Source organism: Cellulophaga sp. RHA_52, assembly GCF_007827205.1.
GTDB lineage: Bacteria > Bacteroidota > Bacteroidia > Flavobacteriales > Flavobacteriaceae > Cellulophaga > Cellulophaga lytica.
In genome coordinates, this window is the sequence record NZ_VIRZ01000001.1 from 160,571 (window position 1) to 181,061 (window position 20,491).

General features: G+C 32.8%; 18 protein-coding genes. 6 read left to right on the forward strand and 12 right to left on the reverse strand.

Annotated features, from left to right (window positions below):
- Positions 1–57: 57 nt before the first annotated feature.
- The 4 genes from JM80_RS00700 to JM80_RS00715 form a co-directional block, all read right to left on the reverse strand.
- A complete protein-coding gene (locus JM80_RS00700; protein WP_144708914.1) occupies positions 58–2,502 on the reverse strand; it encodes a sodium-translocating pyrophosphatase in 2,445 nt (814 codons plus the stop codon).
- A gap of 120 nt (positions 2,503–2,622) precedes the next feature.
- Positions 2,623–3,150 (reverse strand): inorganic diphosphatase, encoded by a 528-nt coding sequence (locus tag JM80_RS00705; RefSeq protein ID WP_013621525.1) that lies wholly within the window; start codon positions 3,148–3,150, stop codon positions 2,623–2,625.
- 84 nt (positions 3,151–3,234) lie between these two features.
- Complete coding sequence (locus tag JM80_RS00710; RefSeq protein WP_144708916.1) at positions 3,235–5,733, reverse strand: DUF5686 family protein; 2,499 nt, start codon at positions 5,731–5,733, stop codon at positions 3,235–3,237.
- Between the two features lie 102 nt (positions 5,734–5,835).
- Positions 5,836–6,813 (reverse strand): pyruvate dehydrogenase complex E1 component subunit beta, encoded by a 978-nt coding sequence (locus JM80_RS00715; protein WP_034643077.1) that lies wholly within the window; start codon positions 6,811–6,813, stop codon positions 5,836–5,838.
- A 169-nt stretch (positions 6,814–6,982) separates the two neighbouring features.
- Between JM80_RS00715 and JM80_RS00720 the strand changes: the two genes are divergently transcribed.
- The 6 genes from JM80_RS00720 to JM80_RS00745 all read left to right on the forward strand — a co-directional run bounded on the left by JM80_RS00720 (position 6,983) and on the right by JM80_RS00745 (position 12,387).
- Positions 6,983–7,729 carry an electron transfer flavoprotein subunit beta/FixA family protein gene (locus JM80_RS00720; protein WP_013621522.1) on the forward strand — a complete coding sequence of 249 codons (747 nt, stop codon included), beginning with the start codon at positions 6,983–6,985 and terminating at the stop codon, positions 7,727–7,729.
- Between the two features lie 2 nt (positions 7,730–7,731).
- Positions 7,732–8,700 carry an electron transfer flavoprotein subunit alpha/FixB family protein gene (locus JM80_RS00725; protein ID WP_144708919.1) on the forward strand — a complete coding sequence of 323 codons (969 nt, stop codon included), beginning with the start codon at positions 7,732–7,734 and terminating at the stop codon, positions 8,698–8,700.
- A gap of 91 nt (positions 8,701–8,791) precedes the next feature.
- A complete protein-coding gene (locus JM80_RS00730; protein ID WP_013621520.1) occupies positions 8,792–9,424 on the forward strand; it encodes a bifunctional nuclease family protein in 633 nt (210 codons plus the stop codon).
- Between the two features lie 19 nt (positions 9,425–9,443).
- On the forward strand, positions 9,444–10,892 hold the full coding sequence (locus JM80_RS00735; RefSeq protein WP_186439778.1) for a NupC/NupG family nucleoside CNT transporter: 1,449 nt from the start codon (positions 9,444–9,446) through the stop codon (positions 10,890–10,892).
- 154 nt (positions 10,893–11,046) lie between these two features.
- On the forward strand, positions 11,047–11,871 hold the full coding sequence (locus JM80_RS00740) for a thymidylate synthase (RefSeq protein ID WP_013621518.1): 825 nt from the start codon (positions 11,047–11,049) through the stop codon (positions 11,869–11,871).
- A gap of 18 nt (positions 11,872–11,889) precedes the next feature.
- Positions 11,890–12,387: a dihydrofolate reductase gene (locus JM80_RS00745; RefSeq protein ID WP_013621517.1), complete on the forward strand. Its 498-nt coding sequence runs from the start codon at positions 11,890–11,892 to the stop codon at positions 12,385–12,387.
- A 7-nt stretch (positions 12,388–12,394) separates the two neighbouring features.
- On the opposite strand, the gene murI is transcribed toward JM80_RS00745, so the two are convergent.
- From murI to JM80_RS00785, 8 genes are all read right to left on the reverse strand, one after another.
- Positions 12,395–13,186, reverse strand: coding sequence for a glutamate racemase (gene murI / locus JM80_RS00750; RefSeq protein WP_144708922.1), 792 nt, complete (start codon positions 13,184–13,186; stop codon positions 12,395–12,397).
- A gap of 95 nt (positions 13,187–13,281) precedes the next feature.
- On the reverse strand, positions 13,282–13,791 hold the full coding sequence (locus JM80_RS00755; protein ID WP_013621515.1) for an OmpH family outer membrane protein: 510 nt from the start codon (positions 13,789–13,791) through the stop codon (positions 13,282–13,284).
- A gap of 56 nt (positions 13,792–13,847) precedes the next feature.
- Positions 13,848–14,633, reverse strand: coding sequence for an OmpH family outer membrane protein (locus JM80_RS00760; protein WP_013621514.1), 786 nt, complete (start codon positions 14,631–14,633; stop codon positions 13,848–13,850).
- Between the two features lie 101 nt (positions 14,634–14,734).
- Entirely contained in the window at positions 14,735–17,356 is a 2,622-nt protein-coding gene (locus tag JM80_RS00765) for an outer membrane protein assembly factor (RefSeq protein ID WP_144708924.1), read from the reverse strand.
- Positions 17,328–18,068: an isoprenyl transferase gene (locus tag JM80_RS00770; protein WP_144708926.1), complete on the reverse strand. Its 741-nt coding sequence runs from the start codon at positions 18,066–18,068 to the stop codon at positions 17,328–17,330. The genes JM80_RS00765 and JM80_RS00770 overlap by 29 nt, the downstream gene beginning before the upstream one ends.
- Before the next feature lie 9 nt (positions 18,069–18,077).
- Positions 18,078–18,773 (reverse strand): DUF6089 family protein, encoded by a 696-nt coding sequence (locus JM80_RS00775; RefSeq protein ID WP_144708928.1) that lies wholly within the window; start codon positions 18,771–18,773, stop codon positions 18,078–18,080.
- Between the two features lie 117 nt (positions 18,774–18,890).
- Positions 18,891–19,772, reverse strand: a complete 882-nt coding sequence (locus JM80_RS00780) for an NAD kinase (RefSeq protein WP_144708930.1) — start codon at positions 19,770–19,772, stop codon at positions 18,891–18,893.
- Positions 19,773–19,776: 4 nt separating this feature from the next.
- The gene (locus JM80_RS00785; protein ID WP_144708932.1) at positions 19,777–20,433 is read right to left on the reverse strand and encodes a CBS domain-containing protein; all 657 of its coding nucleotides are present in this window, start codon (positions 20,431–20,433) and stop codon (positions 19,777–19,779) included.
- Between the last annotated feature and the right edge of the window lie 58 nt (positions 20,434–20,491).

Here is a 20,491-nt window from a genome sequence, read left to right on the forward strand (position 1 = left end):
AAATAAAAACCACACTAAAAAGTGTGGTTTTTTTTATTGACTTAATATTGTCTTATATCAATTTTTATAATCTAGTTCTACTTCAATAGTATTAGAGTTATTGTCTTTAGATACATTAACCTCTATACCTTCTTTTTCTTTAGCAGCTTTTACTTTTTCTGTAATTTCTTCTACAGTACCATTTACAACTTGTACATTTTTATTTACTTCTCCGTCTTTTGTAGTTATTGTTGTAATAGTTGCTACAGCCAAATCGTTATTAGTAGCATCAACTTTTACATTAAATTCTTTTTTAGTTTGATGTTCTTCAGATGCAGTTCCATCCTCTATATGTCCGCCTAAAATAGGAGCTATAACCAAGCCAATTAAACACGTTAATTTTATTAATATATTCATTGATGGGCCAGAAGTATCTTTAAAAGGATCACCAACTGTATCCCCAGTAACCGCAGCTTTGTGTGCATCAGAACCTTTAAAAGTCATTTCTCCGTTAATCTCTACTCCTGCTTCAAAAGATTTTTTAGCATTATCCCAAGCTCCACCAGCGTTGTTCTGAAAAATTGCCCAAAGCACACCACTTACTGTAACGCCTGCCATATAACCACCAAGCATTTCTGCAATGGCCATATTATTCATACCAAATAACATAGGAACAAATGCAATTACTAACGGAAAACCTATGGTTAACAAACCAGGTAACATCATCTCTTTTAAAGATGCTTTAGTAGAAATTGCTACACACTTATCATACTCTGGTTTTCCTGTTCCTTCCATAATACCAGGAATATCTTTAAACTGTCTACGTACTTCCTGAACCATCTCCATTGCAGCTTTACCTACAGCATTCATAGCTAATGCAGAGAACACTACAGGTACCATTCCGCCAACAAACAACATTGCTAATACTGGTGCTTTAAAAATGTTAATACCATCTATACCTGTAAAAGTTACATAAGCAGCAAACAACGCTAAAGATGTTAATGCCGCAGAAGCAATAGCAAAACCTTTACCTGTAGCAGCTGTTGTATTACCAACCGAGTCTAAAATATCTGTACGTTCACGTACAATTGGCTCTTGCTCACTCATTTCTGCAATACCACCTGCATTGTCAGATATTGGTCCAAACGCATCTATAGCCAATTGCATAGCCGTAGTTGCCATCATTGCAGAGGCAGCCAAGGCTACACCATAAAAACCTGCAAAAGCATAAGAGGCCCAAATAGCACCTGCAAATAATAAGACTGACGGGAATGTAGAAATCATACCAGTTGCCAAACCTGCAATAATGTTAGTACCTGCACCTGTACTAGATTGTTGTACAATTTTTAAAATAGGTTTTTTACCCAGACCTGTATAGTATTCTGTTACTGATGAAATTACAGCACCAACTACCAAACCAACTAGGGTTGCATAAAAAACTCGCATAGAGGAAATAGCTACCTTTCCTTCTCCAAAAAATTCCATTTGCATTGTTTCTGGTAGCATCCAAGTAACTAATGCAAAACAAGAAGCTGCAACTAAACCTATAGAAACCCAATTTCCTAAATTTAAAGCACCCATAACCTGTGCCTCTTTAGCATCATTATTCTTTATTTTAACCAGTATTGTACCTATAATAGAAATTATAATACCAGCGCCAGCAATAGCCATTGGCAGTAAAATTGGCCCAATACCTCCAAAGGCATCTTGTATAGAGCCTCCCATATCTTTTATAACATAATTACCCAAAACCATAGCTGCTAAAACAGTAGCTACATAAGAACCAAACAAATCTGCTCCCATACCTGCTACATCACCTACATTATCACCTACATTATCTGCAATTGTAGCTGGGTTTCTGGGATCATCTTCAGGAATACCTGCTTCTACCTTACCTACCAAATCTGCTCCCACATCTGCAGCTTTTGTATAAATTCCGCCTCCTACTCTAGCAAACAAAGCAATAGACTCTGCTCCTAAAGAGAAGCCTGCAAGTGTTTCTAATACAATTGTCATATCGCCAACATTTGTCCATCCGTTAGGCATAAAAACGTATTGATAAAAAATTATAAAAAAAGCGGTCAACCCTAAAACTGCTAAACCTGCAACACCAAGTCCCATTACAGTTCCGCCACCAAAAGATATTTTTAAAGCATTAGGCAAGCTAGTACGTGCTGCTTGTGTGGTTCTAACATTTGTTTTGGTTGCTATTTTCATACCTATATTACCAGCAAAGGCAGAGAATATAGCTCCAAAAATAAAAGCAACTACAATTAACCAATGAGTTGTGGGTACTACAACAGATACTATTGCGAGTAATACACTTACAATAACCACAAAAACAGATAAAAGCTTGTACTCAGCATTTAAAAATGCCAATGCACCTTCGTAGATGTGATCTGAAATTTCTTTCATTTTACCATCACCAGCATCTTGTTTCATTACCCAAGACTGTTTTATAACCATATAAACCAGTCCTAATATCGCCATTATAATAGGCGCATAAATAATCATTGACTCCATATTTTTATAATTGTTTAATTATTAGCCTAGTAAATGTAAGAAAATGAAACTTAACAAAAAAACCCTTTCATATTTATCATATGAAAGGGTTTTTAGGTAATTTACTGATGATTTTACATTTTAAATCTTAAAAGCATTTTTAGATTTAAATTCACTTTCATCATATCTCTCTATACATTTATTTAAAATATCGTAAGCTTCTTTGGCATCTCCCCAACCACCTACGTCTACTTTTTTCTTCTCTAAATCTTTATACACCTGAAAGAAATGTTCTATTTCTTTTATTTGGTGAGGGTTCATATCTGATAAATCATTTAATATGTTCCAAATTGGATCTGATACAGGTACACAGATAATTTTTTCATCTGGACCTTTTTCATCTGCCATATGAAAAACCCCTATTGGTTTTACTTCTACAACACACATTGGAAAAGTTGGCTCCCCTCCTAAAACTAATACATCTAATGGATCACCATCTAATGCTAAAGTTTCTGGTATAAAACCGTAATCTGCAGGATACATCATTGAAGAAAATAACATTCTATCAAAACGTATCTTTTTTAAATCAAAATCGTATTCGTACTTATTTCTACTTCCTTTTGGAATCTCTATTAATACATCAAAAGATGTTTTTCCGTGTTTAGTCATTCTTATTATTAATTATTGTACAAAAATAGTGTAATCTATAGTAACAGAAAGTATTTTTTAGTTTAAATTAATGATAGCATTATATTAAAAATTAAACCCAAAAGAACCTGTTACACTAAAAGGTCTTGCATTTGGATTATCAAAATAGTTTCCTCTAAAGTTAAAGTCAACGCGTAATATTTTAAAAATATTGCCTATTCCAAAAGAATATTCCCAGTACATCTGGTCTGACGGTGCCATTAATGGAATATTGGTTGGTGCATTTAAAGCTATATTTTCTGATGAAAGTTCTCCCCAAACACCTCTTAAGCCTACAATTTCTCTTAAATTAAGCTTTCTCATAAATGGTATACGAGAAAACAGCCTACCATTAAAATTATGTTCTAAATGCACAGATGCGTACGTATCTGTTACAAATTCATAAAAATCTAGGTTAGGAAATGTGTTGTAGATAGAAAATAATGTTTGGTTACCTGGTATTACATTAAGCAAACCTAAAGGTACCTCACCAAATGTTTTGCCAATTTCTACAGTACTATACAACCTACCAAAACCACCAATTTGCCATGGTTGGCCGTAAGAAAACTGAACCTTATCATAATCAAAATCACTATCCATTGGACCTTTAAATCCTTTAGAATAATTAAATAGCAGGGTACTATACTCGTCATTTATGTTTTTACGTTCTACTCCGTAACCAATTGTACGTTTACCTGGCGTATAAATTAATGTTGTAGTAAATTCTAACTGCTTAATTTGTGACGAGATCCCTGTTGGAGACTCTGCATCTACATAATCTAAACTAAACGCATTTGGCAAAGCAGAACTTAGCTTCCTGTATGAGTTACCAACGCGTAGTCTTAAATTATTAACGGGTTCTACCTCTATACTAAAGGCAGATAAATCTATATTTGTTAATCTATCATTAGAACCTACAGTAAATACAGATGAGGAGGCAATACTTCTACCCAACACATCATTGGTAGCTGTTAAACTAAGCCCTAGTTGTTCTATATCTTGCCTGTGTCCTCCAGAAATTATTAGTCTACTTTTTTTATCTACCAACCACTTAGCAGAAATACCGTGTTTTACTTTATCATCATCAAAACCATAGGCCAAATAACCTTCTACACGCCAAGGATCATTTTGTCCAAAATAAGTACGTGCGCCTGCTCTTACACGAACGCCTTCTGCATCATTATAACCAAAAACACTGTACACGTCTCCTATATCTAAATTCCACTTATCTATTTCTACATAACCAGAACCTAAAATACTTACAATATTGTAGTAACTTTTAAACTTAGGTACAGTTTTTAAAGTATCTAAAAGCTCATAAACCCCTTTTTCATCTTTATTTAAACGCTCTAGTCTATTTTTTGTCCAAAAAGTATCATCTCTACTAAACGCTTCCGGACTGTATTCATCTACGCTTTGTTTATAGAATTTTTTGTCCTTAGGAATATCAAATTTATAATTATTGTAAATTGTAGTACGTTTACCATAAATACCTTTAGAGCTTTCTTTTTTGTTAAGACTAAAATCACTTAACATATAATCTCTCTTTAATAGAAAAACAGAATCGTTAACCACATCAAACTCCTGTTCTATGTAAATTTCTTTAACCCAGTTAATATTGGCACTTTTTGTAACCTCTAGATTAATTTTTTTAATAGCGTAGGTAGAATCGTTTACCCAAAAATCCCCTTTAAAGGTAAGTTCGTTTTTTCTTCTAGGGTAATAAATAATATTGTAGCACCATTTGTTGTCTATAAAAGCGCTGTCTGCCAAGGCATAATTGTATACATCTACACCTGTTTTAGAAAGCGGACTAGTAAAACTTTTATCAAAAAACTTTAAATAGTTGTTGTAAATATCATAGTCTGAATATAAATCTTCTACAAAAGCTGTTATAGCTTGGTTGTTAGAAAAACCAGAGTTTTTACTCCCTTGTAATTTTTCTTTTTTTACTCCTAAAACATTATCGCCATTAACTTTATGAAAAGTTTCATTTAAAAAAATAGGTAAATATGTTTTACCAGTTACTCTAGAGGTATCTAAATCATCAAAAACAAACTCTAACCCCCTAAACATTTTACTTTTAATTAGTGCACTGTCTATGGTATTAAGGTCAAACTCTACTTTTTCATACTTATCATACTCATACTGCTTGTATTTACGCAAGCCATTTTCCCTTTTTTTAGCCCATATTTTTTTAAGAATATCTATGGCAGGATTATTTTTTTTAGAAAGTTTTCCCGAAAAAATAACTACTTCATCTAACTGCTCTCCAGACTCTTTTAAAACAGCTTCTATTTTATAGGTAACTTTTGCTGTAAGCGGTATATCTAAAGTTTCATAACCTACAAAAGATATTTGCAAAACCGAATGGTTATTGTCTGACTCCATATAAAAGCGACCATCATCATTAGTAATGGTTCCTTCAGTAGAGTTTTTAAACAATACATTGGCAAATGCAACTGGTTCCCCAAATTCATCTAAAACAACACCACTTACTTTTGTCTGTGCAAAATTTAAAACACTAACAAAACAAAATAGAACAAAAAAGAATTTTTTTATCATAACTAATTCTTAAAAGCAACCTATACTATCTATAGTTTTAAAAAAAGAAAAAAAGCCTTGCCATAATAGACAAAGCTTTAGTTCTTTAGCAAAACTAAAATTTTATTTATACAATACCTTTTTTACTGCCTTAACAACATCTTGGTGATTAGGCAACCACTCTTCTAATAAAACAGGAGAGTAAGGTGCAGGTGTATCTGCAGTATTAATTCTTTCTACAGGAGCATCTAAATAATCAAACGCATTAGACTGTATGTGATATGTAATCTCTGTAGCAACATTACCAAAAGGCCAAGCTTCTTCTAACACTACTAATCTATTTGTTTTTTTAACTGATTTTAAAACTGCATCGTAATCTAAAGGCTTAACAGTTCTTAAATCTATAATTTCACAGCTAATACCTTCTTTTGCCAACTCATCTGCAGCAGTGTAAGCTTCTTTTATAATTTTACCAAAAGATACTATAGTAACATCTGTACCTTCTCTTTTAATATCTGCAACACCTAAAGGCAATGTGTATTCTCCTTCTGGCACTTCTCCTTTATCTCCATACATTTGTTCTGACTCCATAAAAATTACAGGATCATCATCTTGTATAGCAGCTTTTAATAAGCCTTTTGCATCCATAGGATTAGATGGCACAACAACTTTTAAACCAGGACAGTTTGCAAACCAGCTCTCAAAAGCTTGTGAGTGTGTTGCTGCTAACTGACCTGCAGAAGCAGTAGGACCACGAAAAACAATAGGACAATTAAATTGCCCACCAGACATTTGTCTAATTTTTGCAGCATTATTAATAATCTGGTCTATACCAACCAAAGAAAAGTTAAATGTCATAAACTCAACTATAGGTCTATTTCCGTTCATTGCAGAACCAATAGCAATACCAGCAAAGCCTAATTCAGAAATTGGAGTATCTATTACTCTTTTAGCACCAAATTCATCTAACATACCTTTAGATGCTTTGTAAGCACCATTATACTCAGCTACTTCTTCACCCATCAAATAGATAGATTCATCTTTTCGCATCTCTTCAGACATAGCCTCAGCAATAGCCTCTCTAAACTGTAATGTTTTCATTTATGTGGAATAAATTATTATAATCGATAAAAACGCTAGCAAAAATAGGAAATAATCTTTCAATTACAGTTAACATACTGGCAAAAAAACGATAAAATTTATTATGCATGCATAGTAAATTACAAATTTTATTGGTATCTTAGCCAAGTTATTATAAAATTGATAAAAGATGAAAATATTAGTCTGCATAAGTAACGTACCAGACACTACTTCTAAAATTAACTTTACAGAAGGAGATACTAAGTTTGATACAAACGGTGTACAATTTGTAATTAATCCAAATGATGAATTTGGTCTTACAAGAGCAATGTGGTTTAAAGAAAAACAAGGAGCAACTGTACATGTTGTGAACGTTGGTACCGCAACAACAGAACCTACAATAAGAAAAGCATTAGCAATTGGTGCTGATGAAGCAATACGTGTTAACGCAGAACCTACTGATGGTTTTTTTGTAGCACAACAATTAGCCGAAGTAATTAAAAACGGAAGTTACGACCTAGTAATTGCTGGTCGTGAGTCTATTGACTACAACGGTGGTATGGTACCAGGTATGATTGCTACCTTATTAGATATGAACTTTGTAAATACTTGTACTGGTTTAGAGATTGATGGTGATACTGTTACCGCTACTAGAGAAATAGATGGTGGTAAAGAAAAAATAAGCACTTCATTACCTTTAGTTATCGGAGGCCAAAAAGGTTTAGTTGAAGAAAGCGATTTAAGAATACCTAATATGAGAGGTATAATGATGGCTCGTAAAAAAGCTTTAACAGTAGTAGAACCAACTGATGCAACTAGCGCTACAAATGATGTAAGTTTTGATAAGCCTGCAGCTAAAGGTGCTGTTAAATTAGTTGATGCAGATAATATAGACGAGTTAATTAACCTATTACATAACGAAGCAAAAGCAATCTAATTATGTCAGTTTTAGTATATACAGAATCAGAAAACGGAAAATTTAAAAAGAGTGCTTTTGAAGTAGCTTCTTACGCTTACGCAGTAGCACAACAATTAGGTACAACTGTTACCGCTGTGTCTTTTAACGCAGATAACAATGAAACCCTAGGTAACTATGGCGTTACTAAAGTGTTAAATGTTAGTAATGACTCTCTAAAAACTTTTAATGCAAAAGCATATGCACACGCATTAACAGAAGCAGCAGAGAAAGAAACAGCTAAGGTTGTTATTATTGGATCTAGTACAGATAGCAAATTTTTAGCTCCTATTGTAGCTGCTAAATTAAAAGCTGGATACGCACCAAATGTGGTAGAAGCACCAGAAAGTACTTCTCCTTTAAAAGTAAAAAGAACAGTATTTAGCAACAAAGGTTTTGCACACACAACTATAGACACAGATGTTAAAGTTATAGGTGTATCTAATAATGCTTTTGGAGCTAAAGAAAATACGATTTCTGCAAGTGTAGAAGATTTTTCTCCTGCAATTACAGATGCAGACTTTTCTACAAAATCTATAGAAATAGACAAAGTTGTTGGTAAAGCTACAATTGCAGATGCAGATGTGGTAGTATCTGGCGGTAGAGGATTAAAAGGTCCAGAAAACTGGGGAATGATTGAAGAGTTAGCAGACGTTCTTGGCGCTGCAACAGCTTGTTCTAAACCAGTATCAGATTTAGGATGGAGACCTCACAGTGAACACGTAGGCCAAACAGGTAAACCAGTTGCTAGTAATTTATACATTGCCATTGGTATTTCTGGGGCAATACAACACTTAGCAGGTATTAGCGCTTCTAAAGTAAAAGTAGTTATAAATACAGACCCAGAAGCACCTTTCTTTAAGGCTGCAGATTACGGTATTGTTGGTGACGCTTTTGAGGTGGTTCCTACCTTAATCGAAAAATTAAAAGAATTTAAAGCCCAAAACGCTTAATTTTTTATAAATTGTGCCCATACTAAAGGGCTGTTTAAATACAAGGTAAACCCTTTTATTTAAACAGCCCTTAGTAATTTTAAAAGTTTATATGAGTTTAGTACGATTAAAAATAAAAGGAATTTCTTATAGCCAAACGCAAAATGGCGCCTACGCACTTATACTTAATGAAGTAGAGGGCGACAGAAAACTACCTATTGTTATTGGTGCTTTTGAAGCACAATCTATTGCTATTGCACTAGAAAAAGAAATTAAGCCACCAAGACCACTAACCCACGATCTTTTTAAAAATTTTGCAGATAGATTTGCCATTGTTATTAAACAAGTAATTATACACAAGTTAGTAGACGGCGTATTTTATTCTAGTATTATTTGTGAAAGAGATATGGTAGAAGAAATTATTGACGCCAGAACTAGTGATGCTATTGCATTAGCACTTCGTTTTGACGCACCTATATTTACCTACAAAACCATTCTGGATAAAGCTGGTATTTTCTTAAAATTTTCATCTAAAGAAGAGGATGAAGACAAAGACAAAGATGATAGTATAATGGTTGATGAAATTCTACAAGAAGGTGAAACTGTAGAAATAGAATCTAACCCTTCTGATGCTTACAGAGAATTAAATTTAAGTGAGCTACATGAAGAACTTAACAAAGCAGTAGCCAATGAAGATTATGAAAAGGCTGCTAAACTACGAGATGAAATCTCAAAAAGAAAATAACACTTACACAAAATTTATTATGAAAAAAAGTTACTGGATTTTCCTATTTGCTTTTTTTGTTATATTTCCATCTATAGCACAAGATTCTACACCTGCACAAGCAGCTGTAGAAACCATACAAACTACAACAGACAGTAACACCATAAAGCCTATTATAGACAATGCAGGATTTTCCGTTAGCAGTTTATTAAGAGGACTTTTAGGTATGGCTGTTTTAATACTAATAGCCTTTTTATTTAGTTCAAACCGCAAGGCTATTAATTGGAAGACGGTTGGTATTGGTTTAGCATTACAATTAATTATTGCCATTGGCGTTTTAAAAGTATCTTTTATTCAGAAAGCATTTGAATTGGTTGGTAAGCTTTTTATTGAAATTTTAGAATATACCAAAGCCGGAAGTAAGTTTTTATTTGATGGTTTAATCGCAGATATGGATACATTTGGGTACATATTTGCATTTCAAGTTTTACCAACTATCATCTTTTTCTCAGCATTAACATCATTGTTATTTTATTTAGGAATAATACAATGGATGGTTAAAATTTTAGCAATTGTATTATCTAAGTTCTTAGGTATTTCTGGGATGGAAAGTTTATCTGTTGCAGGTAATATTTTCTTAGGACAAACAGAAGCACCATTATTAATTAAAGCATATTTAGAAAAGATGAATAAATCTGAAATGCTTTTAGTAATGATTGGTGGAATGGCAACAGTTGCCGGAGCAGTATTAGCTGCTTACATAGGCTTTTTGGGTGGCGGGGATAAAGAATTAGAATTGGTTTTTGCAAAACATTTATTAGCCGCCTCTGTAATGGCAGCACCTGGCGCAATTGTAATTTCTAAAATTTTATATCCGCAAACAGAAGAAGTAAATAAAGATGTTACGGTTTCGCAAGACAAAATTGGAACTAACATATTAGATGCAATTGCAAATGGAACAACGGAGGGCTTACGATTAGCTGTAAATGTTGGTGCAATGTTATTGGTTTTTGTGGCTGTAATCGCAATGATAAACGGTGGTTTAGGTTTAGTAGGAAAATTAACTACTTTAAATGAAATTATAGCAAATAATACGGCTTATGATCAATTGTCTTTAGAGTTTATTTTAGGATATCTTTTTGCCCCATTAATGTGGTTAATTGGTGTGCCAGCAGAAGATATGACCCTCATGGGGCAATTATTAGGTATTAAACTAGCAGCAAGTGAATTTGTTGGTTATATACAATTAGCAGAATTAAAAAATGCTGCAAATGTAACACATTTCACCTACAATAAGTCTATTTTAATGGCTACCTATATGCTTTGTGGCTTTGCTAACTTCGCCTCAATTGGCATACAAATTGGTGGCATTGGGTCTTTAGCTCCTGGACAAAGAAAAGTATTGTCAGAATTTGGTATGAAGGCATTAATTGGTGGTACAATAGCATCTTTAATGTCTGCTACTATTGCAGGTATGATATTAGGCTAACACTAAGCTAAAACACCATAAATTTACAACCCAGTTAATAAGTTTTGTATATATGATTAAATCATTATCTAAAACTTATTAAGCTATTACTTATTTTTACATAAGACTAAACAATTTCTGTTTACACCAAACAGAAGAAAGATACTGCTTTAAAATGAAACAATATCACGACTTACTTAAACACGTACAAGAAACAGGTAACCAAAAAGGAGACCGTACAGGCACCGGAACAATAAGTGTTTTTGGATACCAAATGCGATTTGACCTTAGCAAAGGCTTTCCTATGGTTACCACAAAAAAACTGCATTTAAAATCTATCATTCACGAATTACTATGGTTTTTAAAGGGCGATACAAATATTGCTTACCTACAAGAAAACGGAGTTCGTATTTGGAATGAATGGGCAGATGAAAACGGAGATTTAGGTCCTGTTTACGGGCACCAATGGCGTAATTGGAATAGTGAAGATATTGATCAAATTAAAGAAGTAATTGAAACACTAAAAAACAATCCTAACAGCAGAAGAATGCTAGTTACAGCTTGGAATCCTAGTGTTTTACCAGACACCTCTGTTTCTTTCTCTGAAAATGTAGCAAATGGTAAAGCAGCACTACCACCTTGTCACGCATTTTTTCAATTTTATGTGGCAGATGGTAAATTATCATGTCAGTTATACCAAAGAAGCGCAGATATTTTTTTAGGAGTCCCTTTTAATATTGCTTCTTATGCCTTATTTACAATGATGATGGCACAAGTTTGCGGTTATGAAGCAGGAGACTTTATTCATACATTTGGAGACGCACACATATACAACAATCATTTAGAGCAAGTAGAATTACAATTAAGTAGAGAACCAAGGGCTTTACCTAAAATGATTATTAATCCTGATGTGAAAAATATTTTTGATTTTACTTTTGATGATTTTACATTAGAAGGTTATGATCCACACCCACACATTAAAGGAAAGGTAGCTATATAATTATCTAAATTACAAGTTGTGCAAAAAATAATTGCTATTGCTGCTGCGGCAGAAAACAATGCCTTAGGAAAAGACAATGATTTGCTTTGGCACTTGCCAGATGACTTTAAACGTTTTAAAAAAATCACTACAGGCAACCCAATTGTTATGGGCAGAAAAACTTTTGAGAGCTTCCCCAAACCCCTCCCTAACAGAAAGCATATAGTTATTACAAGAGACAAAAACTACACTATTAATTATAGCAATTGTGTGGTTGTACACTCTTTAGAGGACGCGTTAAAGGCCACCCAACAAGAAGAAACAGTGTTTATAATTGGCGGCGGAGAAATTTACAAGCTAGCTTTAGAGTACACGCAAAAAATAGAACTTACAAGGGTACACGCGACTTTTGACGCCGACACATTTTTTCCTGAACTAAATAAAGAAAATTGGGAAGTGGTTTTTGAAGAATACCACCCAAAAGATGAAAAACACAAATTAGATTTTACATATTTAACATATGTACGCAAATGCTAAATAGATTTTAAAAATCTAAATACGCAACATTTACAGCAGCTTTAGCACCCTTTAAAAAAGATCTTAGAATAAACACATCTGCATTTGTGTAAAATTTATATGAAGAGGCTACATTATCTCTATTTAACAAATTTTCTCTTTCTAGAATAGCTTTTGTTTGCCTCGCAACAGCCTCTCCAGAATCAATAATATTAACATGTGCAGGCAATAATTCTTTTAACACAGGTATTAAATAAGGGTAATGAGTACAACCCAAAACAAGGTAATCTATATTTTGCTCTAGCATAGGCTCCAAAAATGTTTTTAATAAATCTTTTGCCTCTACAGAAGTAGCCTTTCCAGATTCTATTAAAGGAACCAACCCCTCTCCTTCTTTCTCTATTATTTTAATGCCTTCTGCGTGGTTTTTAACAGTACTATGAAACAAACTACTAGACAATGTTCCTTTTGTAGCCAAAACACCTACAGTTTTAGAATTAGACTGCAATACAGCAGGTTTTATAGCTGGCTCTATACCTATGAACGAAACATTAGTGTAAGTTTCTCTTAAATACGTAATTGCATTAGTTGTAGCAGTATTACAAGCTACCACAATTATTTTACAGTTGTGTTGTAGTAAAAGCTCTGTGTTTTTTATACTAAGCCTTAAAATGTCTTCTGGTGACTTTTTCCCGTAGGGTGCATTAGCACTATCAGCTAAATAAATTGTATTTTCTAAAGGAAGTAATTTATGAATTTCTTTCCAAATAGAAGTACCACCAACTCCTGAGTCAAAAACACCAATAGGATTGTTTTGCATTACAAACTATAATTTTTTAAAAACTAAATATACCACAAAGAAACAAAAAAGGCTGTGCAAATAGCACAGCCTTTGTAATAAACTAATATGGTTTATTAGAAGTTTAATTCTTTTTTAACGTCAGCTAAAAGATCTTTACCTTTTGCTACAAGAACACCAGCACCAGGGCTAGCATCAATAACGTAATCATAACCTTGAGCAGCTGCTACTTTTTCTATAGCTTTCATTGCAGACTCCTGTATTGGAGCTAACAACTCTTGTTGCTTTTTTTGCAATTCTTGTTGTGCAGCTTGTTGTGCAGTTTGAATTGTTTTTTGGTAAGTCATTATTTCTTGCTCTCTTTTAGCATTCTCTTCTGCAGTTTTAGAAGCCGCTTCATTTTGGTACTGTGTAGCCTTATTTCTAGCTTCTGTCATACTTGCTTGTATATCTGCACCTAGAGTTTCATTTAATTTTTTTAATTCTGCATCAGCTTGCTTCATTGCAGGCATCTCTTGTAACAACTGTTGTACATTAATATGCGCAACTTTAGACTGTGCGTTTACAAATGCTGTTGTAGCTACAAATAATACAAATGCTACTGCTATTTTCTTTAAATGTTTCATAATAGTAATTGAATGTTAATTTAAGTATTTAGTTAATTTTAGTGTATAGACTTTTATTAATTATCGTCTTTTTCTTCTTTGGTTTTCTTCTGTTTAGCTGCTTTTTCTTCTAATAACTTTTTTCTTCTAGCCTCGTAAGCCTTTTTACGTTCTTCTCTTAATTTTAATTGTTCTGCCCTCTTTTCTTCTGCACTTTTTGCTCTTGCCGCATCTGCTTCTTTAGCTTGCTCTTGTCTAATTCTTAAAGCTTCTGTAATTGGCTTCTCTTCCTCTTCATCTTCAAACCTACTTCTAGCACTTTTTTTAGGGGCACTAATTTTTCTGGTTCTAGAAATTGCTCTAAGCACCAACTCACTAATGTCATTTCTTTTCTCTGCATACAACATTACAACATCTGCAGATTTATCAAAAATAAAATCGTAATTTTTATTCTTTCCTATCTTTTGCACCTCACTAAAAACTTGATCTTGTATTGGCTGCACCAATCTTAATTTTTGCATTACCAAATCTCCTTGAGGACCAAACCTGTCTTGTTGGTATTGTAGCATTTCTTTTTCTAACAAAGCAATTTCCTCTTCTCGCTCTTCAATTAACTCATTAGTTAATAAAACTTTTTCAGCAAGTAAGGTTTGCCTCATATCATAAATCTGCTTCTTCTCACCTTCTATTTCTAGTTTCCATTTTTCAACTTTACTTGCTAGTTGCTCTGTAGCCTCTCTGTATTCTTCTACATTTTCTAAAATGTATTCCATATCTACATAGGCTACCCTAACTCCCCTTTGGGCAAAAATACTAGTTGACAATAGCAACGTAGTTAAAATTAAAAGAACTTTTGTTTTCATTTTGTTTATCGTTTTAATACATAGAAAATATCGTGCCAAAAATATTAATTACCTAAAAACAAGCTTATTAACATATGGTAAATTAGAAATATTCTTTGTAATTAAAACTGCTGACCAATGATGAAGTGTGTTTGCCATCCACTTGGTTCAGTAGAGGTTGGCAAGTTATCCTTGTCAAACCCATAACCAAAGTCAATTCCCAATAGACCAAAAGCTGGCATAAATATGCGCAACCCTACTCCGGCCGATCGTTTTATTTCAAACGGATTAAATTCAGTAAAATTGCTGAAAGAGTTACCTCCTTCTAAAAATCCTAGTGCATAAATAGATGCAGAAGGCTTTAATGTTATAGGATATCTAAGTTCCATAGAGAATTTATTGTAAACCACACCACCTTCTTGTTCGTTAGTACTTTCAATTACCGGCGTTAAAGATTGGTTTTCATATCCTCTTAATTGTATTGTTTCTCTTCCGTCTAAAGTAAAGTTACCTAAACCATCACCTCCAACAAAATAACGTTCAAAAGGAACATTACCTATATCATTATTATAATTACCCAAGAAACCAAACTCTGCATTAGAACGTAAAACTAAATCTCCTGTTAAAGTTGTATACCAATCTCCTTTAAAACTAGCTTTATAAAATTCTAACCACTTAAATCTATCTTCCTCAATTTCTTCTAAACGAGTTTGCTCATAAGCTGTTAAATTTCTTGTAGTACGCGCCTCTTGCAACTCATCACTTTCCTCTTTTAACCCTTTGTAATCTTTATCTGAAAATAATGAATAAGGTGGTGTTGCTTTAAATTTAAACTGGAAACTAGATCCTCCACGTGGAAATATTTTACCACCTGCTAAAGATTCTCTAGACAAACCAAATGTGTAAGAAAATGCATTTGCAGAACCGTTACCAAAATTAAACAAACCTATATTGTAATCCTTAAAGTCATACAATTGATATGCTAAAGAGTGTGATGCAACAAAAAAGTCATCTGGCCACTTTAATCTTTTTGCTAAACCTACAGAAATACTAGATATTGAAAACTGTCTCTTTTTATCTACTTCATTTTCCTGGTAGTCATAAGCAAATTGTTGGGTTCTAGATAAAGACATATTAAATTGTACAGGTTTTTTACCTCCCAACCAAGGTTCAGAGAAATTAAAACTATACACTCTGTAAGTTCTACTTGCTTGCAATCTTATAGAAAATGTTTGTCCGTCTCCCATTGGCACAGGAACATAAGCATCTTTATTAAAAATATTTTTTAATGAAAAGTTACTAAATGACAACCCTAACGTACCAATAAAACCACCGCCACCGTAGCCACCTTGTAATTCTATTTGACTAGAGCCAGCTTCTAAAACACTATAGTTAATATCTACAGTACCAGCATCTGGGTTAGGGTTAAGAACATCTGGCTTAATACTTTCTGCATCAAAATAACCAAGAGCTCCTAACTCTCTAATACTTCTAATTATATCTGCTTTGTTATATTTTTGACCAGGTCTTGTTCTTAATTCTCTAAAAATTACGTGGTCATTAGTTTTATCATTTCCTGTAACTGTTACATGATCTAAAAACGTTTCTTTCCCTTCTATAATTCTTATTTCAAAATTAATAGTATCATTTTCTGCAGAAACCTCTACTGGGTTAATTGTAGAAAACATATATCCATTGTTTTGATACAGGCTACTTAGGTCATTTGGATCTGGTTTTGTATTATCAGAAATTCTCTCCTTAAGTAAAACACCATTATAAGTATCTCCTTTTTTAATACCTAAAGCTCTACTTAAAATAGCATCTGGATAAACGGTGTTACCAACAAAATCTATATCTCCAAAGTAGTACTTATTACCTTCTTCTACCTTAATATTAATTTTAATATTATTTTCGTTAACATTAGTAATAGTATCAGAAATTACTCTTGCATCTCTGTAACCACTTTCTGCATACTTTTCTATTAATGTTGTTAAGTCATTTTTATAGTCTTCCTCTATGTATTTAGATTTTTTCCAAAAACGATAAAATTTCTTTTTCTTGGTCTTTTTAAGTGCTTTACGTAATTTTTTTGCAGACATTTCTTCATTACCATCAAAAGTAATGTCACTAATTTTTACTTTTTCACCTTTTTTAATATTAATAACCATTTTTTGAGCATTGGTTTCTGATGTATCTACAGCAGTAGCAATGTTTACTTTAGTGTTTAAGTACCCTTGTTTTTTGTACTTATTTTTCAAGTAATTCTCTGTGTTATTAATAAGACTTTGTGTTATTTTCTTGCCTTTCTTAAGGTCTGTGTCATTTATTATATCTGCTACTTTACGTTTTTTAACTCCGTAAACAGTAACATCTGTAAGCGTAGGACGCTCTACTATATTAAGTTCTAAAAAAACTTCTTCTCCTTTAATATCTGTAATATAAAAATTAATATCACTAAAAAGCTCTAAAGCCCATAGCTTATTAATTACAGCACTAATTTCTTCTCCTGGAAGTGTAATTGGTTGTCCAACCCTAAGACCGGTAAACGTTATTACAGTTTGCTCATTGTAGCTTTTTACGCCTGTAATTTTTAAGCCACCTAAAATATACTTTTTACCATCTTCATAAGATGCTTCTTGCCCATAAGCAATAAGGTTAGTAAAAAGAAAAAGGATGGTAATAATAGAACCAAAAGTAATGGTTCTTTTGGTTGTGTTAGTTGAGTTGTTCGCTAGTTTTTCCAAATCTTCGTTCTCTGTTCTGATAATTTTTAATTGCGTCTACTAAATGATGTTCTTTAAAGTCTGGCCAAAGAACATCTGTAAAGTACAGCTCTGCATACGCTATTTGCCAAAGTAAAAAATTACTTATACGGTGTTCACCGCTAGTTCTTATAAGTAAATCTACGTCTGGTAAATTTTGCGTGTAAAGATGGTTATTAATAATGATTTCATCAATATTTTCGGGAGAAATTATATTATTTTTAACTTTGATACTAATTTCCTGAACAGCTGTTCTAATCTCATCCCTAGAACCATAGCTTAGTGCCAATGTTAGTGTCATACCAGTGTTTGCCGAGGTTTTTGACACAACATTCTTCAGCTCTTCACCTGCTTTTGCTGGCAATAAACTTAAGTTGCCTATTGCATTAAGTTTTATGTTATTTTTGTTAAGAGTTTTAACTTCTTTCTTTAATGAAGACACCAAAATACGCATAAGCGTATCTACTTCTAACTTAGGCCTATTCCAATTTTCTGTAGAAAAAGTATACAATGTTAAGTAGCCCACGCCCAATTTAGCACAATTTTCTACCACTTTACGTACAGTTTTTACTCCATTTTCATGGCCAAAAATACGTAGTTTACCTTTTTGCTTTGCCCATCTGCCATTACCATCCATAATAATGGCTAAATGATCTGGTATATTTTCTTTATTTAAATCTTCTATAGTATCCATAAGTATAATTTACTCAAAACAATCTGAGCACGGTTTTCTACCAAAGGTGTAAGTTAGTGTAAAACCTGAAAAAACATACCAATCATCACTAAAAATATTTCCAAATTTAGGATCTATAAGGGTTGCAACGTTTGCTTTTTCTGGATTACTAGCGTCTAAATTGTCTGTAAACGTGTATCTAGCACCTATTTCGGCGCCTAAGATAAAAAATTGATTTAATCTATACTTTAAACCAACTGTCATTGGAATAGCAAAATCTCCTTCACGCTGATCTAAATCTTGCAGAAAACCAACTTCAAAGTAATTATAATCATACCTAAAATAGGTAACACCTGTGTATAAATAAGGAGTAAAAGCCGGACCTAATTTATGTAAATTGTACTCTACAAAATTAACTTCTAAACCTGCAGAGAACTCTGTAATAGTGTTCTCCATTTTTAATTGCCTTTTTTGCCTGTAAGCTAAGTCGGACTTTAAATCATCTGCAACAAACTTACCATGAAGTATACTAGCACGCCAAGCATAACGTTTACTTTTATTCCATTTAAAAATACCACCATAAGCAAATCCGCTTGGACTTATATAATTGGTTCTACCAACGTCGCCAATATTATTTAAACCACCTGTTAGCACACCAACTTCATAAGTTTGCGCGCTGGCGTTGCCTAAAATAAAAAATAATAGAATAGCAATAAATATTTTCATAAATCCTAAAAGTTTGCAAATATAATAATATTAGATTTTAGTAGAATCCTAATTATTACACCTCTGTTCTCTTCATTGAATAACAGTTTTATAGCACATTTATTGTTTAACAGACAATTAATTACGCTTATCTTCTCCCCACAAAAGTTTATTACGTAGGGTTTTTAAAAAGCTTTCTGATGTGTACTCAATTAACTTAACAGTAAAGCCTGCTTTTTTTACAGTAATCTCTGTTCCGTTCTCTAATGTTACTATTCTAGAATCTAAAGAAAGTAAATGGTTTTTTTCTCTGCCAGACACTTTTAATTTCACCACAGTATTATCTGAAATAACCAGTGGTCTTGCATTTAAATTATGAGGTGCTATAGGTGTTATTACTAAAGATTTTGCAGTAGGTGTAATTACAGGGCCTCCACAACTTAAAGAGTATCCTGTAGAACCGGTTGGTGTAGAAACTATTAAACCATCTGCCCAGTACGAGTTTAAATACTCGTTATTTAAAGAGGTCTCTACAGTAATCATAGATGTGGTATCTTTTCTACTTACAGTAACCTCATTAAGAGCAAAATTAATAGCATTAAATTCTGGTATATTTACATTAGATGTTACCGCCACCAAACTCCTGTCTACAATAGTATAATCTTTAGCAACAAACTCTTGCACTACTTTTTTTACATCTTCTTTTTTAAAGGTTGACAAAAACCCTAGTCGCCCTGTGTTTACTCCTACAATTGGTATGCCTAAATCTTTTACAAAGGTAATGGCACGCAATATTGTACCGTCTCCTCCAAAACTCACAAACATATCAAAAGAAGCGTCTAAACCACTATTTTCTGTAAAAATTGAAAAATCTTCAATTTCTTTTGAGGCTGTTACAAAATTGTAAAAATCTTTTTCAAAACTAATATTGGCATTATGTAGTTTTAACTCGCTTAAAAGTTCACATACATAATCTACAGTATCATCATTATAAGTTTGTCCGTAAATGGCAACTTTCATACACTTATACGTTTAGGTATTTGTCTAAATAATTAGAACGCTCTTTTAAATCTTGCAGAAAAAGATCATCATCATTGCCAAATAAAATACTATAGTTGTAACGCCTAAAAGATTGTGTAATTTCATTTAAATTGGCAGAAGTAATTTTTAATGTAATTTGCACAACATCATTTTCTATTTCAGTAATAAAAGCACCGTACAATTTTGCATTGTTACTTTCTACAATTTGCGCTACTTCGCTAAAAGAATAATCAGACATTCCTTTTGCTACAACCAAAATACCACCTGGTTCTGTAAAAAAAGGTGTTCCAATAAACAAAGCTACAATATCTGTTAAATCATAATAACCAACAAAGGCTTCGTTTTTATCTAAAACAGGTAAAATATTAGCATCATTTTTAGAAAAAACTTCTAAAACATCTAACCATGATGTATCTGAGTTTACTGTAAAATTTTCTAATTGATATTTGTAATCTTCAATTTTTTTGCCTTTTTCAAAAGATTTAAAATCATTTTCGGCAATCATACCTATCAATCTATTATCATCTACAACTGCAACATGTGAAAAAGTAGTTGTTTTAAAAAAACGAATTACCTCTTCCATACTGTCATTTATAAAGAATGTAGGAATTGTTGTTAATATGTTAGACTGTATCTGCATAGCTTAAAATATTACTGCAAATTAATAATAATTTTTTCGACCAAGGTTATAAATACCA